This window comes from Streptomyces sp. NPDC050988 (genome assembly GCF_044456225.1).
Taxonomy (GTDB): domain Bacteria; phylum Actinomycetota; class Actinomycetes; order Streptomycetales; family Streptomycetaceae; genus Streptomyces.
In genome coordinates this window covers 242,388-259,513 of the sequence record NZ_JBITFQ010000007.1, presented here as the reverse complement: position 1 = coordinate 259,513, position 17,126 = coordinate 242,388, and the positions used below count along the sequence as shown (strand labels likewise).

General features: G+C 70.6%; 9 protein-coding genes. 7 read left to right on the top strand and 2 right to left on the bottom strand.

Going from position 1 to position 17,126, the window contains the following annotated elements; all coding sequences use genetic code 11:
• The first annotated feature begins 98 nt into the window (after positions 1-98).
• The 3 genes from ACIBEI_RS18735 to ACIBEI_RS18725 all read left to right on the top strand — a co-directional run bounded on the left by ACIBEI_RS18735 (position 99) and on the right by ACIBEI_RS18725 (position 6,871).
• Positions 99-2,306 carry an MMPL family transporter gene (locus ACIBEI_RS18735; protein WP_398890041.1) on the top strand — a complete coding sequence of 736 codons (2,208 nt, stop codon included), beginning with the start codon at positions 99-101 and terminating at the stop codon, positions 2,304-2,306.
• Between the two features lie 556 nt (positions 2,307-2,862).
• Complete coding sequence (locus tag ACIBEI_RS18730) at positions 2,863-5,085, top strand: tetratricopeptide repeat protein (protein WP_398890039.1); 2,223 nt, start codon at positions 2,863-2,865, stop codon at positions 5,083-5,085.
• A 220-nt stretch (positions 5,086-5,305) separates the two neighbouring features.
• Positions 5,306-6,871 carry a phytoene desaturase family protein gene (locus ACIBEI_RS18725; RefSeq protein ID WP_398890037.1) on the top strand — a complete coding sequence of 522 codons (1,566 nt, stop codon included), beginning with the start codon at positions 5,306-5,308 and terminating at the stop codon, positions 6,869-6,871.
• 107 nt (positions 6,872-6,978) lie between these two features.
• Here the strand turns inward: ACIBEI_RS18725 and ACIBEI_RS18720 are convergent, their stop codons facing one another.
• Positions 6,979-8,766 (bottom strand): serine hydrolase, encoded by a 1,788-nt coding sequence (locus tag ACIBEI_RS18720; protein WP_398890035.1) that lies wholly within the window; start codon positions 8,764-8,766, stop codon positions 6,979-6,981.
• A 208-nt stretch (positions 8,767-8,974) separates the two neighbouring features.
• Here ACIBEI_RS18720 and ACIBEI_RS18715 point away from each other — a divergent pair, with 208 nt between their 5' ends.
• Positions 8,975-10,084: an NAD(P)H-dependent flavin oxidoreductase gene (locus ACIBEI_RS18715; protein WP_398890033.1), complete on the top strand. Its 1,110-nt coding sequence runs from the start codon at positions 8,975-8,977 to the stop codon at positions 10,082-10,084.
• On the top strand, positions 10,081-11,631 hold the full coding sequence (locus tag ACIBEI_RS18710; RefSeq protein WP_398890031.1) for an acyl-CoA synthetase: 1,551 nt from the start codon (positions 10,081-10,083) through the stop codon (positions 11,629-11,631). The genes ACIBEI_RS18715 and ACIBEI_RS18710 overlap by 4 nt, the downstream gene beginning before the upstream one ends.
• Positions 11,632-11,679: 48 nt before the next feature.
• Here ACIBEI_RS18710 and ACIBEI_RS18705 read toward each other — a convergent pair whose 3' ends face one another.
• Positions 11,680-13,014 (bottom strand): acyltransferase family protein, encoded by a 1,335-nt coding sequence (locus ACIBEI_RS18705; protein ID WP_398890030.1) that lies wholly within the window; start codon positions 13,012-13,014, stop codon positions 11,680-11,682.
• Between the two features lie 284 nt (positions 13,015-13,298).
• Between ACIBEI_RS18705 and ACIBEI_RS18700 the strand changes: the two genes are divergently transcribed.
• Together ACIBEI_RS18700 and ACIBEI_RS18695 are read left to right on the top strand one after the other, a co-directional pair.
• Positions 13,299-14,801: an acyl-CoA synthetase gene (locus tag ACIBEI_RS18700; protein ID WP_398890028.1), complete on the top strand. Its 1,503-nt coding sequence runs from the start codon at positions 13,299-13,301 to the stop codon at positions 14,799-14,801.
• A 166-nt stretch (positions 14,802-14,967) separates the two neighbouring features.
• A complete protein-coding gene (locus ACIBEI_RS18695) occupies positions 14,968-17,076 on the top strand; it encodes a sulfatase (protein WP_398890026.1) in 2,109 nt (702 codons plus the stop codon).
• The last annotated feature ends 50 nt before the right edge of the window (positions 17,077-17,126 follow it).

Genomic DNA, 17,126 nt, shown 5'->3' with positions numbered 1-17,126 from the left:
TTATGGTGCTACTTGGGAGGTTGAGGTCGGCTGACTCGTTCGATCGACTTGAGCAGATGATAAAGTCGCCTCATCGAAACCGTTCGAGGGAGTTCGTCATGGCCGTCCTGCTCCACCGGCTGGGCCACAGCGCCTACCGACACCGCAAGCTCGTCCTGGGTATATGGCTCTTCGTCCTGGCCGCACTCATCACGTGCGTCAGCGTCTTCGGCGGCAGGCTCGACGACCGTTTCTCGGTGCCGGGCACCGAGTCGCAGCGGGCGCTGGACAGCCTGAGCAAGACCCTTCCGGAAGCCTCCGGCGCGAGCGCCCAGATCGTCTTCACCGCGCCCGAGGGTCACCGGGTCACCGAGGCCCCCTACACAGCGGCCATCGCCCGGACCGTGGCGGAGGCCGAGAAGGCGCCCCAGGTCACCGAGGTCCTCGACCCCCGGTCCTCCGGCGCCGTCTCGGGCGACCGGACGACGGCGATCGTCCAGGTCCACTACCCCGTGCAGAACGCGCAGGTCCGTACGTCATCCGTGGACGCGATCGAGGACGCGGCCCGGGCGGCGGAGCAGGACGGCCTGCGGACGTCGGTGGGTGGTTCCGTCTACAGCAGCAAGGGCGTCCACGTCGGTCCCTCGGAGATCATCGGCGTGGCCGTGGCGCTGCTCGTCCTCGTCGTCACGTTCGGGTCGCTGCTGGCCTCCGGCATGGCACTGCTGCCCGCGCTGATCGGCGTGGCAGTCGGTCTGACCGGGCTGCTCGCTCTCACGCCCGCGGCCGACATCTCCTCCACGGCCGTCACGCTCGCCCTGATGCTGGGCCTGGCCGTCGGCATCGACTACGTCCTGTTCATCCTCTCGCGCCACCGACAGCAACTCGCCCGTGGTGCCGACCCGAAGGAATCCGTCGCACTGGCCGTCGGTACCGCCGGAAGCGCCGTGGTGTTCGCGGGTGTCACCGTGATCATCGCGCTCGCCGCGCTGAGCGTCATCGGCATCCCGTTCCTGACCACGATGGGTCTGGGGGCCGCCGGAGCCGTCCTCGTCGCCGTACTGGCCGCGATCACCCTCGTCCCCGCCGTCGCCGGATTCGCCGGCTCGCGACTCGCCCCCAAGCCCGGCAGCCGCGCCGCCCGGCGGGCCGCCGACGCCGAGGGGGCCACCGGCCGCACCACCATGGGCACCGGCTGGACCAAGTGGGTCATCGCCAAGCCGCTGCTGACCGTGCTCGCCGTCGCGGGCGTCCTGGTGACTCTCACGCTGCCTGTCACGGACCTGCGCCTGGCGCTTCCCGACAACGGCTCCGCCCCGCACACCGCCACCGAACGCAAGGCCTACGACACCATCAGCGACAAGTTCGGGCCCGGCTTCAACGGCCCACTGCTCGTACTGGCCGAGACCGACAACGGTACGGCTGCCACGAGTTCGCGGGCCGGCGCCCAGGTGGCCGAGGAACTGCGCACTCTCAAGAACGTCAAGGCCGTCCTGCCGCCCCAGTCCACCAGCGACCCGACGCAGAGCGTCATCACGGTCCTGCCCGCCTCCGGCCCCGACAGTGTCCGCACCGACCGCCTCGTCCGCGACATCCGCGAGGCCGCGACCGGCCTCCGCGGCACCACCGGTGCCACGGTCGCGGTCACCGGCACCACCGCCGTCAACATCGACGTCTCCAACCGCCTCAGCGACTCCCTGCTGCCCTTCGTCGCCATCGTCGTCGGTCTCAGCCTGCTCCTGCTGATGGTCGTGTTCCGGTCCCTGGTCATCCCCGTCAAGGCCGCCGTCGGCTTCCTGCTCTCGGTGGGCGCCTCGCTCGGCCTGGTCGTCGCCGTCTTCCAGTGGGGCTGGCTGGCCGACGTCCTGGGGGTGCCCCACAGCGGTCCTGTCGTCAGCTTCCTGCCGATCATCCTGATCGGCGTTCTGTTCGGACTCGCCATGGACTACGAGGTGTTCCTCGTGTCCGGGATGCGCGAGGAATGGGCCCACACCGGCCGGGCCCGCCAGTCGGTCGTCGACGGAGCCCGCCACAGCGTGCGGGTCGTCACCGCCGCCGCCCTGATCATGTTCACCGTCTTCGCCGGGTTCTTCCCGCTGGACGACTCCCTCATCAAACCCATCGCGTTTGCCCTGGCCGTCGGCGTGGCCATCGACGCCTTCGCCGTCCGCATGACACTCGTACCGGCGGTACTCGCTCTCGCCGGCCGGGGCGCCTGGTGGCTGCCCGGCTGGCTGGACAGGTTCCTGCCCGACCTCGACGTCGAGGGAAGCAGCCTCCAGAAGGCGGCACCGGCGGACCGCGAGGAACTCGAGCCCGTCTCCTGAGCCCGACAGTGCGAGCGGCCGCACACCCGCGGGACGGTGTGCGGCCGCACACCGCGCCGGCACCACCACGTACGTACGGGACGCGGGAGGCCGTTGAGGAAGTCGGTGCACGCGTGCGGAAGATTCACACGATGCTCACGGCGACCGGCCCCGGCACGGGACCGAGGCACCGGATCGACGCGCGGAAACGCGGGACATCGACGACACCCCGCACCGGCGGCCGACCCGTCATCCGCCGCTCGTCCCGCAGCGTGCGCCGATGTGGCGGCGGGTGGCGCAGCGGACGTACGCCTCACTGCCGCCGTATGCCCATGAGTTGTACGGAAGATCCGTACGGTCGCCCGACGCGGCGACGCGGCGACCGCGACTCACCGGCACCGTGTTGCACTGCGTTCCCGCACGTCTACGTCGGCAACTGCAGCCCAAACACATTATCCGCGCGATGTCACGGCTCGGACCCGGCTCGCGCGCGGCCCCGTACAAAGTCGGACGACAGCTCGCCATACTGGACGGGCCAGGGGAGGGCGGGGCCGAACGACGGGGGCGATCGCAGCAGATGGGGGACACCAGGCTGATCCAGGGCCGGTACCGGTTGCTCGACCTGATCGGTCGAGGGGGGATGGGTGAGGTGTGGCGTGCCCGGGACGAGTCGCTGGGCAGACAGGTCGCCGTGAAGTGCCTCAAACCGTTGGGACAGCACCACGACAACTCGTTCACCCGTGTCCTGCGGGAGCGGTTTCGCCGCGAGGCGCGGGTGGCGGCGGCCCTCCAGCACCGCGGGGTGACGGTCGTCCACGACTTCGGCGAGTCGGACGGTGTGCTCTATCTGGTGATGGAGTTGCTGGACGGGCGCAACCTCAGCCAGCTCCTGGAGGACAACAAACAGCATCCGCTGCCCGTCGCAGACATCGTGGAGATCGGCGAACAGGCGGCTGCCGCCCTCGCGTACACCCACCAACAGGGCATCGTGCACCGGGACCTGAAGCCCGCGAACATCATGCGGCTCGGCGACGGCACGGTGAAGATCTGCGACTTCGGCATAGCCCGCCTCGGGCACGACATCGGCTTCACCTCCAGACTCACCGGCACCGGCATCGCCATGGGCACCCCGCACTACATGTCGCCGGAGCAGATCGGCGGCGACCACGTCGACCACCGCAGCGACCTCTACTCCTTCGGCTGCGTGCTGTACGAGATCGCCACCGGGGCCCCGCCGTTCGACCTCGACGACGCGTGGGCGGTCCTGGTCGGCCACCGGGACACGGCCCCCGAGCCGCCGCGCCGCCATCGCGCCGAACTCCCCGAGTTCCTGGACCGGATCATCCTTGACCTGCTGGCCAAGGAACCCGAGCAGCGGCCGCACGACGCCCGTGAGCTGGGCCGCCGCATCGGCGCGGGCCGCACGGCTCCGGCGTACGTGCCGACCGTGGTGTCGCCCCCGGTGCGGCCCGCGGCGCCGGAGCGGCCCGCCGCCCGCGAGGAGCGGCTGCCCTCCTGGACCCGCGGCATGACCACCGGTCACAAGGCGACCGGCGCGGGCCTGCGCACCACACCGCCCGACGCCGCCGCGGGCCTCACCGGCGACTGGATCGCCCGCACCGACACGCGCGGCACCCCGGATCCGGCTCCCGCCGAACGGCCCACACCCTCACCGGAGTTGGTCACCACCCTCACCGGCAGGCACAACGCGGGACTGAGCCTGGGGCGGCTCGGCCGCTGGGCGGAGGCGGGCGAGGTGCACCGCGCGGTCGCCGCCGAACGTGAACACGCCCTCGGCCCCGACCACCCCGACACGCTGGCCAGCCGCTACGAGGTCGGCTTCACCCTCAGCCGCACCGGCCGGCCCGCCGACGCGCTGCGCGAGTACGGGCACGTGGCCCAGGCCAGGGAGCACGTGTTCGGCCCCGACCACCCGGACACCCTGGCCGCCCGCCAGGAAATGGCCTATGTACTGGGCCAGTTGGGCCGCCACTTCGAAGCACACCAGGTCTACACGGCCGTACTGGCGGCCCGGGAACGCGCCATGGGGCCCGAGCACCCCGACACCCTGCGCTGCCGCCACAACCTCGCCTTCAACCTCAGCAGACTCGGGCGCCTGGAGGACTCGTACCGGATGGCGAGCGAGGTGGCCGCGTCCCGCGCCCGGGTGCTCGGCCCGAACCATCCCGACACCCTCGTCACCCGGTACGAAGTCGCGTACGCGCTCGGGCAGTTGGGCCGCTGGCCGGAGGCACTGCAGACGTACCAGGAGGTCGCCGAGGCGCGGGCGCAGGCCCTCGGCCCCGACCACCCCGACACGCTCGCCGCGCGCTACGAGGTCGGCATCAGCCTCGGCCGGCTCGGGCGCAGCGCCCAGGCACTGGAGCTGTACCGCGCCCTGATCGACGACCGCACCCGTGTCCACGGCCCCGCCCACCCCGAGACCCTGCGCGCCCGGCACGGACTCGGCGTCAACCTCGGCCGGCTCGGCCGGTGGGAAGAGGCGCTGGCCGAGTCCCGTGACGTGTGCGCGATCCGCGAGCGCGTGCTCGGCCCCGACCACCCGGACACCCTGGTCAGCCGACGCGAGGTCGCCGTCGGGCTCGGCTGGCTCGGCCGGTGGGCCGACGCGCTCACCGAGTACCGCCAGGTGGCCGCCGCGCGCGAGCGTGTGCTGGGCCCCGACCACCCCGACGCGCTGGCCAGCCGCAACGACGAGGCGCACTGCCTGGAGCAGCTCGGGCGGGGGGCGGAGGCGGTGGAGTTGTATCGGAGGGTGGCGGCTTTGCGCCAGCGGTGACGCTCCGCTGGGGTGCGCGGGTTCGAGACCGGGGCTGTGCCCCGGATCCCGGTTGCTCTTCGGCTGCAGGTCGGCCGTGGCTGGGCGCGCAGTTCCCCGCGCCCCTTACGGGGCCTCGGCCCCCTTACGGGGGCTCGGCCCGCTCGTGGCCCGCGTCCCTTACGGGGCCGGTTGCCGCGTGTGTCTGGCTGACCTAGATCGTTGCGTGTTACCAAGAAGCATGGGCGCATACGAGGGACACCGGGAGAAGGACGTCGTCATCGTTGGTGGGGGGCACAACGGGCTGGTCGCCGCCGCCTATCTGGCGCGGGCCGGGAAGTCCGTGCTGGTTCTGGAGCGACTGGGGGTCACCGGTGGGGCGGCCGTGTCGACCCGGCCGTTCGCCGGTGTCGACGCCCGGCTGTCGCGGTACTCGTACCTGGTCAGCCTGCTGCCCCGGAAGATCGTGCGGGACCTCGGCCTGGACTTCCGGGTCCGCGGCCGCACCGTGTCCTCGTACACCCCCACAGAACGTGACGGACGGCCGACCGGACTGCTCGTCGGAGGCGGCGAACGGCGCACCCGGGAGGCCTTCGCCAGGCTGACCGGGTCCGCCTGCGAGTACCAGGCATGGCAGCGCTTCTACGGGATGACCGGCCGCGTCGCCAAGAAGGTGTTCCCCACCCTCACCGAACCGCTGCCCACCCGCGACGAGCTGCGCCGCCGCATTGACGACGAGGAGGCGTGGAAGATCCTCTTCGAGGAGCCGCTCGGGGTGACCGTCGAGGACAACTTCAGCGACGATCTCGTACGCGGCGTCGTCCTCACCGACGCGCTCATCGGCACCTTCGCCGACGCCCACGACCCGTCCCTGCGGCAGAACCGCTGCTTCCTCTACCACGTCATCGGTGGTGGGACGGGTGCGTGGGACGTGCCGGTCGGTGGCATGGGCGCGCTCACCGACGCGATCGCCGGAGCCGCGCGTGCCGCCGGCGCGGTCGTCGCCACCGGCCACGAGGCGGTCCGCGTGGAGACCGACGGACGGGCCGCCGAGGTCACCTACCGGACCGCGGACGGCGAGCGGACGATCTCGGCCCGGCACGTCCTCGTCAACGCCTCCCCGCAGGAGCTCGCCCGGCTCACCGGCGACGAGCCGCCCGCCCCGGCCGAGGGCGCCCAGCTCAAGGTGAACATGCTGCTGAAGCGGCTGCCCAGGCTGCGGGACACGTCCGTCGATCCGCGCGAGGCCTTCTCCGGGACCTTCCACATCGCCGAGGGATACGAGCAGTTGGCGACCGCACATGCCCAGGCAGAGGCCGGTGCGCTGCCCGAGGCGCCGCCCTCCGAGATCTACTGCCACTCGCTCACCGATCCGACGATCCTCGGCCCGGACCTGGTGCAGCAGGGCTATCACACGCTCACCCTCTTCGGTCTGCACACTCCCGCCCGGCTCTTCGCCCACGACAACGACGGCGTACGCGAGGAACTGCTCAAGTCGACGCTCGCGCAACTGGACGCGCATCTCGCCGAACCGCTCGCCGACTGCCTGGCGACCGACGCGGACGGCCGCCCCTGCATCGAGGCCAAGACACCGCTGGACCTGGAGCGCGACCTGCGGCTGCCCGGCGGCAACATCTTCCACCGCGACCTCGCCTTCCCCTACGCGCAGGAGGGCACGGGCCGCTGGGGCGTGGAGACCGCGCACGCCAACGTCCTGCTGTGCGGCGCGGGCGCGGTGCGCGGCGGAGGGGTGAGCGGGGTGCCGGGACACAATGCGGCCATGGCGCTGCTGGAGGCGTCTCCGTGACCCTCTCCGTGACCGTCTCAGTGGCCGCCAAGTAGCGCCCGGCGACGGCTCGTTCACGCCGTCGCCGTCGCCGTCGCCGTCGCCGTCGCCGTTGTCCGCGGCGCCGATCAGTCCTTGGCCGGCGTCCAGCCCGCCGCCTCGATCCGTGCCGCGTCCGTGGGCCTGGCCTCGTCGAACACGATCCGGTCGTCGTCCGCGACGCGTTGCGCGTCCACGTACGCGCCTCGGCCGACGTAGAGCCGGTCCGTCGTGTACCGCCAGCGCAGGACGAGTTGGCGGGCCTCGGGGAGATCCGCGGAGAGCCGGTGCCAGGCCCGGCCCGACCAGCCGGTGACGGAACCTGCGGGATGGTCCTGGGCGGCCCCGCCGTGCCGGACGGTGGTGAACGGCACCGGCCGCCACGTCGTGCCGCCGTCCGTCGAGGACTCCAGGAAGAGCGCGTCCGCCTGCGGTTCGGTGTCCCACCACAGTGCACAGTGGAGACGGCCTCCCGTGCCGGGGTCCAGCGCGGGCAGCGTCAGCGTGGCGGACGTGGCGGTCGCCATGCCGGAGAACCAGGCCGTACGTCCTCGCGCGGGCCGGACCGGCACGGCGCGGGCCAGGTTGTTGGCGGCGGCCACCCGAGGGGCGGATCCCGACCGCCAACTGCGCACGGGATGAACGGAGTTGCCGAGCACGATGAGGAACGAGTCGGTCGTCGGGTCGAGGACGAGCGAGGTGCCGGTGAAGCCGGTGTGGCCCGCGGTGCGCGGTGTGGCCATCGCGCCCATGTACCAGTGCTGGTAGAGCTCGAAGCCGAGGCCGTGCTCGTCGCCGGGGAAGGCCGTGTTGAAGTCGGTGAACATCAACTCCACGGACTCGGGTTCCAGGATGCGCGCCCTGCCGTACACACCGCCGTTGAGCAGCGTCCGGCCGAGGACCGCCAGGTCCCACGCCGTGGAGAAGACCCCGGCGTGGCCCGCCACACCGCCGAGGCTGTACGCGTTCTCGTCGTGCACCTCGCCCCATACGAGGCCGCGGTCGAGCCCCGACCACGGTTTGCGGGCGTCCTCGGTGGCGGCGATCCTCGGCTTCCAGGAGGCGGGCGGGTTGAAGCGGGTGCGGCGCATCCCGAGCGGGTCGGTGATCTCGCTGCGCAGCAGGGTGTCCAGGGCGCGACCGGTGATCTTCTCCAGGACGAGCTGGAGCGAGATCAGATTGAGGTCCGAGTAGAGGTACCTGGTGCCCGGCGGGTTGAGTGGCGCCTCCTTCCAGATGAGCTGGAGCTTCTCCTCGTACGTCGGCGCGCTGTAGAGCGGGATCCAGGCGCGGAACCCCGAGGTGTGCGTGAGCAGTTGACGGATCGTGATGTCCTGCTTGCCCGCGCCGCCGAAGTCCGGGAGGTAGGAGGCGACCTTCCCCTCCAGTTCCAACTCGCCGCGCTCGATCTGCTGCACGGCGAGGATCGATGTGAACAGCTTCGACACCGAAGCCAGGTCGAAGACCGTGTCCTTGGCCATCGCGATCTGCTGGTCGGCGGGGAACTCGACGGCGGTGTCGGTCTTCTCGTCGTACGCCGAGTAGCGCACCGCCTTGCCGATCGGATGGTGCAGCGCGACCGTGCCGCCGCGTCCCGCGAGCAGCACGGCGCCCGCGTACCAGGGGTACTTGGGGGAGGGGCCGAGGAACGCCTCGGCGTCGGTGACGAGTTGGCGCAGCTGGGCGGGGAGCAGTCCGGCGCGTTCGGCGGAGCCGTGCCGCAGGGTCGGGCGGCGGTGGGCGTCGCCGTTGCTCGCGTCTGCGCCGGGTGCCGCCGACGCCGCGGGGAGGGGCGCAAGGATCAGCGCGCCGCCCAACGCCGTCAAACCCCGGCCCAGTTGACGTCGGGTCGGCCCGCCGCCCGCTCTGTCCGTCATCGAGGAGCCTTCCGTTGAGACGCTGTGCCGCTTTGGCCGCCTGAAAGTATCTTTCGGAGTTCGCCGTGCTCGGTGAAACTTTTGTGTCGGACGGGGGACGTGTCAACGGTGCCGTCCGGACCGGTCCCGGTTCGAGAAAACCGCTGGAAACTGACGGTCCATCAGAAAAGGTCTTCCCTCGTCCGGAGGACTGCGGCATCCTGCGCCCATGCAGACGGAGCTGAGCAAGAAACTGGGAGTCGAGCACGCCCTCTTCGGCTTCACGCCGTTCCCCGCCGTCGCCGCTGCCATCAGCCGGGCGGGCGGGTTCGGCGTGCTCGGTGCGGTCCGCTACACCGCCCCCGACGACCTCAAACGCGACCTCGACTGGATCGAGTCGCACGTGGACGGAATGCCGTACGGACTGGACGTCGTCATGCCCGCCAAGAAGGTCGAGGGCGTGACCGAGGCGGACGTGGAGGCGATGATCCCCGAGGGGCACCGCCAGTACGTCAAGGACACCCTGGCCAAGTACGGCGTGCCCGAACTCGCCGAGGGCGAGGCCTCCGGCTGGCGCATCACGGGCTGGATGGAACAGGTGGCCCGCACCCAGCTGGACGTCGCCTTCGACTATCCGATCAAGCTGCTGGCCAACGCGCTCGGCTCACCGCCCGCCGACGTGATCCAGCGCGCCCACGACCAGAACGTGCTCGTCGCCGCGCTCGCCGGCAGCGCCCGGCACGCGCGCAAGCACGCCGACGCGGGCATCGACATCGTCGTCGCGCAGGGCTACGAGGCCGGCGGCCACACCGGTGACATCGCCTCGATGGTCCTGACGCCCGAAGTCGTCGAGGCCGTGGACCCATTGCCCGTGCTCGCGGCGGGCGGCATCGGCAGCGGGCAGCAGATGGCCGCCGCGCTCACTCTCGGCGCCCAGGGTGTGTGGCTCGGCTCCATATGGCTGACCGTCACCGAGGCGGACATGCACTCGCGTGCCCTGACCCGGAAGCTGCTCGCCGCCGGGTCGGGCGACACGGTCCGCTCGCGCGCGCTGACCGGGAAACCCGCGCGCCAGCTGCGTACCGAATGGACCGACGCCTGGGACGACCCCAACGGGCCCGGCACCCTCCCCATGCCCCTGCAGGGGCTGCTGGTCGCCGACGCGGTCTCGCGGATCCAGCGGCACGAGGTCGAACCGCTGCTCGGGACCCCCGTGGGACAGATCGTGGGCCGGATGAACAGCGAACGCAGCGTCCAGGAAGTCGTCGACGACCTCACCCGCGACTTCGAGAAGGCCGTCGACCGACTCAACCGCATCGCCGGAAGGAGCCCCGAGTGAGCCAGCCCCCCAACGGCTTCTGGGCCCAGGCCACCGCCGACCCCGAGCGCACGGTGCTCATCGCTACGGACGGGGAGGAGTGGACCGCCGGACGCCTGCACGCCGAGACCAACCGGCTGGTGCACGGACTGCGCGCCGCCGGGCTCGAACGCGGCGACGCGTTCGCCGTCGTGCTGCCCAACGGCGTCGAGTTCTTCACCGCGTACCTCGCCGCCTCGCAGGCCGGCTTCTACCTCGTGCCCGTCAACCACCATCTCGTCGGCCCCGAGATCGCCTGGATCGTCTCCGACTCCGGTGCCAAGGTGCTCGTCGCCCACGAGCGGTTCGCCGACGCGGCACGCCACGCGGCCGACGAGGCGAAGCTCCCCGAGGAGCGGCGGTACGCGGTCGGTGCGGTTCAGGGCTTCCGGCCGTACGTCGAACTCCTCGACGGGCAGCCCGATTCGGTGCCCGAGGACCGCACGCTCGGCTGGGTCATGAACTACACCTCCGGGACCACCGGCCGCCCGCGCGGCATCCGGCGACCCCTCTCCGGCAAGCTCCCCGAGGAGACTTACCTCGGGGGCTTCCTCGGCATCTTCGGCATCAAGCCGTTCGACGACAACGTGCATCTGGTGTGCTCGCCGCTCTACCACACGGCGGTCCTCCAGTTCGCGGGCGCGTCCCTGCACATCGGGCACCGACTGGTGCTGATGGACAAGTGGACGCCCGAGGAGATGCTCCGGCTCATCGACGCCCATCGGTGCACGCACACCCATATGGTCCCGACCCAGTTCCACCGCCTGCTCGCCTTGCCGGACCGAACGAGGGCGGCCTATGACGTGTCGTCCATGCGGCACGCCATCCATGGCGCCGCCCCGTGCCCCGACCACGTGAAACGGGCCATGATCGAGTGGTGGGGCCACAGTGTCGAGGAGTACTACGCGGCCAGTGAGGGCGGCGGTGCCTTCGCGACCGCCGAGGACTGGCTGAAGAAGCCCGGCACGGTCGGAAAGGCCTGGCCCATCAGCGAGCTGGCCGTCTTCGACGACGACGGAAACAGGCTGCCGCCCGGTGAACTGGGCACCGTCTACATGAAGATGAGCACGGGCGGATTCTCGTACCACAAGGACGCGAGCAAGACGAAGAAGAACCGCATCGGGGACTTCTTCACCGTCGGTGACCTGGGATATCTCGACGAGGACGGCTATCTCTTCCTCCGCGACCGCAAGATCGACATGATCATCTCGGGTGGGGTCAACATCTACCCCGCCGAGATCGAGGCCGCGCTGCTCACCCACCCCGCCGTCGCCGACGCCGCCGCCTTCGGGATTCCGCACGACGACTGGGGCGAGGCGGTCAAGGCCGTCGTCGAACCGGCCCCCGGCTTCGAGGCGGGCGAGGCCCTGGCCGCCGCGATCCTGGAGCACTGCGAGCAGCAGCTGGCCGGGTACAAACGGCCCCGGAGTGTCGACTTCATCGAGGCGATGCCACGCGATCCCAACGGGAAGCTGTACAAGCGGCGACTGCGGGACCCGTACTGGGAGGGGCGGACCCGGCCCGTGTGAGGCGGGCGGGCCGGACGGTACGTGGGTCGGGCCGGGAAGCGAGCGCCTTCAGACCGGCGCGTGCGTCTCGGCCTCGGCCTCGGTCTTTGGCGCTGCTTCGGCCGCAGGTGCTGCCTCGGTCTCAGGTGCTGCCTCGGTCTCGGGAACGGTCGAGTTCTCGGGACGTACCTGCGGCTTCTTGGGGTGTACGTGCTCGACGGGTGCCCGTCGTGACGGGGCGACGCGGCGGGCCAGCTTCCGGCCCCATGCCTGGCTCGGAGCCTCGATGTACCGATAGGTCAGCGCGCACAGCGGCAGGAGCACGGCAAAGAACGCCAGCACGAGTACGGGATTGTCGCGCGGCCACCGGCCGATCGTGCCGTCGCTCACCGCCAGCAGCACCGGGTGGAGCAGATAGACCGAGTAGCTGATCAGGCCCAGCCAGATCAGCCCGCGCGGGATGCGCCGGTGGCGCGAGGCCAGCGCGACACCGAAGGTGAGCACGGCCAGCAGGAACGCCAGGATCCAGCCCTGCCGGGTGAAGGGGGCCTCGTCGCTGTTCCAGTAGGCGCTGACCACGGCGCAGGCGACCACCACCGCGGCCGTGCAGCCCGCCCACCACCAGGAACTCTGCCCCTTCTCGGCCCGGTGGACGGCGGTGCCGAGGAACATCACGGCGAGGATGATCAGGCCCTCCCACGGCGGAACCGTGCCGTTGAACGGGACCAGGACGAGCGCCAGCACACCGCCCAGCACCCCGCCGAACACGCGAAGCGCGGGTGACCCGGAACTGGCGCAGCAGATCGCGACGACCAGGGCGCCCGAGGCCAGTCCGATCAACAGGCCAGTGCCGACCAGGCCGGACAAGGCGGAGGCCGGCAGCGTGACTCCTGCCGCCACGCTCACGGCGGCCAGCACGGCCAGGGTGACGGCGACCGCCGCCGACCGCTGGTGCAGCTGGACCGTGAAGAGCGCGACGACCAGCAGATAGAAGGCCATCTCGTACGAGAGCGTCCACAGGACGAGCAGCACACTGGGCGTCCCCAGCAACTCCTGAAGCAGTCCGGCATGGGCGACGGACACCGTGGCCGCGCCCTGGCCACCGAAGTCGCGCATGTTCGAGAGGCCCAGAAGATTGACGGCGAGGACGGCGGCGACGGCGGTCGCCCACAGCGGGTACATGCGGAACACCCGCCCGATCCAGAACGTCCGGACGCAGCCACGGCGCTCCAGCGACGCGGGGATGATGTAGCCGCTGACCAGGAAGAACACCAGGATTCCGTACCGGCCGGTGTTGAACTGCGGCATCAGTTCCTGCCGGAACTCCGCCATGAAGGAGTACGACGCGTGCTCGAACACCACGACGAGTGCCGCGATGCCACGCAGCGCGTCCAGCCAGGCCAACCGTGGTGGACCGGCCGATGTCCGAGGTGTGGGTAGTGGTTCGGATACGGAGGGTGACCGTTCCAGGGTTGAAGGCCGGATTGCGGGCCTGATGTCCATAAATACCATTACGCGCCCTTTGTCGCTGCTGGTCAACGACGGCTCGGGGCGGGTGCGCACGCGTGTGGTCCCGCGACTCGAGGGCGGTCGAGCGTGACAACGGTGTACGCCGGGCCCGCGCTTTGGGTCTGACCTCCTGGTACGGGACTTGACCCCGCTCGCGGAACGGAACGAGGATCATGGTCATGACGCCTGGACACGGCAGCACGGTCGACGGGGTGCTGCGGCGCAGTGCCCGACGTACCCCCGAGCGCACGGCGGTCACCTACCGCGACCGCTCCTGGACCTACGCCGAACTCGACGAGGCCGTCTCCCGCGCGGCGCGGGTGCTGACCTCCTCGGGCCTGGCCCCCGGCGACCGCGTCGGCGCCTACGGCCACAACTCGGACGCGTACCTCATCGGCTTCCTGGCCTGCTCCCGGGCCGGGCTCGTGCACGTGCCGGTCAACCAGAACCTGACGGGCGACGACCTCTCGTACATCGTCGGCCAGTCCGGCAGCGCGCTCGTCCTGGCCGACCCCGACCTCGCGGACCGACTCCCCGACGGCGTACGGGTGATGGCGCTGCGCGACGCCGACGACTCGCTGCTCGCGCGGCTGGAGTCGACACCTCCGTACGACGGTCCGGAGCCGCGTACCGAGGATCTGGTGCAGTTGCTCTACACCTCCGGTACGACGGCCCTGCCCAAGGGCGCGATGATGACGCACCGCGCGCTCGTGCACGAGTACCTGAGTGCGATCACCGCGCTCGATCTGAGTGCGGGCGACCTGCCCGTGCACTCGTTGCCGCTGTACCACTCGGCGCAGATGCATGTGTTCCTGCTGCCGTATCTCGCGGTCGGCGCGCGGAACACCATCCTCGACGCACCCGACGCCGAGCAGCTCTTCGACCTGATCGAGGCCGGCCGCGCGGACAGCCTGTTCGCACCGCCCACCGTGTGGATCGGCCTGTCGAACCGCCCCGACTTCGCGACCCGCGACCTGAGCGGGCTGCGCAAGGCGTACTACGGGGCGTCGATCATGCCGGTGCCCATCCTCGAACGGCTGCGGGAACGGCTTCCCAAGCTGGCCTTCTACAACTGTTTCGGCCAGAGCGAGATCGGCCCCCTGTCGATGGTCCTCGCGCCGAACGAGCACCGGAAGGCACGCCTGGACTCCTGCGGTCGGCCGGTGCTGTTCGTGGACGCCAGAGTGGTCGACGAGAACGGCAAGGACGTGCCCGACGGCACCTCCGGCGAAGTCGTCTACCGGTCACCGCAGTTGTGCGAGGGCTACTGGGACAAGCCCGAGGAGACGGCCGAGGCCTTCCGGGACGGCTGGTTCCACTCCGGCGATCTCGTGGTGCGGGACGCCCAGGGGTACTTCACCGTCGTCGACCGGGTGAAGGACGTCATCAACTCCGGTGGCGTCCTGGTCGCTTCACGGCAGGTCGAGGACGCGCTCTACACGCATCCCGGGGTGGCCGAGGTCGCTGTGATCGGGCTGCCGGACGACCGCTGGATCGAGGCCGTGACGGCGGTGGTCGTCCCCCGCGGCACGGTCACGGAGGACGAACTGGTCGCCCACGCGCGCGAGAACCTCGCCCACTTCAAGGCACCCAAGCGGGTGCTGTTCGTGGACGAACTGCCCCGCAACGCCAGCGGGAAGATCCTCAAGCGGGAGCTGCGGGACCGGTTGGGAGAGGCTTGACCTTGGCCGGGCGCGACGGTTGCACTCCCGGTGGTTGAATCCCTGGTGGTCGGATCCTCGGTCGGTGAACTGAATCCGCCGGTGAGCCGTACCAGTAACGGCGGCCCGGCTACCCGAGCCAGGCCCGCCGCATCACCACCGGGTTTCGCACGGAAGGACCTTCGGGTTGTCGCGCACCACGAACTCTCGCCAGCTGCCGGACATGGACCGGACAACCCCGGAGCCCGACGTGACGCCGGAGGCCTCCCCGGCGGACACGCCCGACGACATCCAGCACAGCACCCCTCTCGAAGAGGCCGCCCCCGCAAAGGGTGTTGCGGCCGAGCACGCCGTTTCCTCTGAGAGCTCTGAGAGCTCTGAGAGGGACGGGGCCGAGGAGGCCACCGCCGCCGAAGAGGGGGCTGCGGGGGAGGCGCCTGCCGAAGAGGCTTCCGCGGGGGAGAAGGAGACGCCCTCCGGGGAGGCTCCTGCAGTCGAGGAGAGCAAGGCCGCCGCGAAGGACCCCGCGGTCGAAGAGAGCCCGGCCGCCGAGATGGACCCCGTAGACGAGGGCGACACCGGAACCGACGAAGACACCTCCGCCGGTGACGGCCCCGTCGAGCCCCCGGACGAGCCCGTCGCTCCCCGCAAGTGGCGGGACCGGCACCCGGTTGCCGCACGCAACGTGGGATGGACCGTCACGGGCCTGTCCCTCCTGCTCGTCTGCTTCGCGCTCCTCATGCCGACCTCCGCCCCCAAGTTCACGCCCGGCGTGTTCCTGCGCATCCCGGTGGAGGCGGTCCTCGGCGCCGCCGTCCTCATCGTCCTGCCGCGCAGGCCACGGATAGCGGTGGCGATCCTGTCCGGCGCGATCCTCGGCGTACTGACCGTCCTGAACCTCCTCGACGTCGGCTTCAACATGTTCCTCGGCCGTGGATTCAACGTGGTCCTCGACTGGGTCCTGTTCGACGACGCGCAGTCCTACCTCAAGGACACGATGGGCAACGGCGGCGCGATCGGCGCCGTGATCGCGGTCGTGGCCCTCGTCCTCATCGTGCTGGTCCTGATGACCCTGGCGGTGCTCCGAGTGAGCAACGTCATGACCCGCAACCGCGACGCGGCCAGCCGCGTCACCCTGGTGGTCGGCACCGCCTGGGTCACCTGCGCGGCGCTCGGCCTGCAGCTGTCCGGTCCCGGGATCGCGGCCAGGACCACGGTCGCCCGAGTCGAGGACCGCGTGAACAGGGTGCAGGCGACCCTCAAGGACGAGGCGGCGTTCGCCAAGGAGGCAAAGAAGGACGCCTTCGGCGGCACTCCGGGCGACCAGCTCCTCACCGACCTGCGCGGCAAGGACGTGATGATCGCCTTCATCGAGAGCTACGGCCGCAGCGCGATCGAGGACGAGGCGACCGCCGCGGGCGTCGACGCGACGCTCACTGCCAAGAACGAGGCACTGACCAAGGCCGGCTACTCCGCCAAGAGCGGCTGGCTCACCTCGGCGACGTACGGCGGCAGCAGCTGGCTCGGCCACTCGACCTTCCTGTCGGGCCTGTGGATCAACAACCAGAACCGCTATCGCACCGTCACCGCGGGCGAGCACCTGACCCTCACCGGCGCCTTCCAGCGCACCGGTGCCTGGCGGACCGTGGGCGTCATGCCGGGCATCCAGAAGAACTGGCCGGAGGGCAAGTTCTACGGCCTCGACAACGTCTACGACTCCCGTGAACTCGGCTACGAGGGACCGAAGTTCAGCTGGTCGACCATGCCCGACCAGTACGCCCTGAGCGCCTTCGAGCGTCTGGAGCACGGCAAGAAGCGCGACAAGCCGCTGATGTCGGAGATCATCCTGACCTCCAGCCACCAGCCCTGGGCCCCGATCCCCAAGATGATCCCCTGGGACCAGGTCGGCGACGGCTCGGTCTACGAGGGCATCCAGAAGGCCGGCAAGGACCCCGCGGACGTGTTCTACGACTCCAAGAAGGTCAAGGAGGAGTACGGCAAGTCCATCCAGTACTCGGTGAACTCCCTCATCGACTACGTGGTGAAGTACGGCAGCAAGAACACCGTGCTCGTCTTCCTGGGCGACCACCAGCCGCTGGCCAGCGTCAGCGGCAGCAACGCCAGCCGGGACGTGCCCGTCTCGATCGTCGCCCACGACAAGTCCGTGCTCGACAAGATCGACGACTGGGGCTGGACGGACGGCATCAAGCCCGACAAGTCGGCACCGGTGTGGCGGATGGACTCGTTCCGCGACCGCTTCCTGACCGCGTACGGTTCGACGCCCGCCAAGCGGTAGCGGGGTTGCCGTCGGCACAGGCACAGGTCCCGGACCGCGGGGCCTGTGCC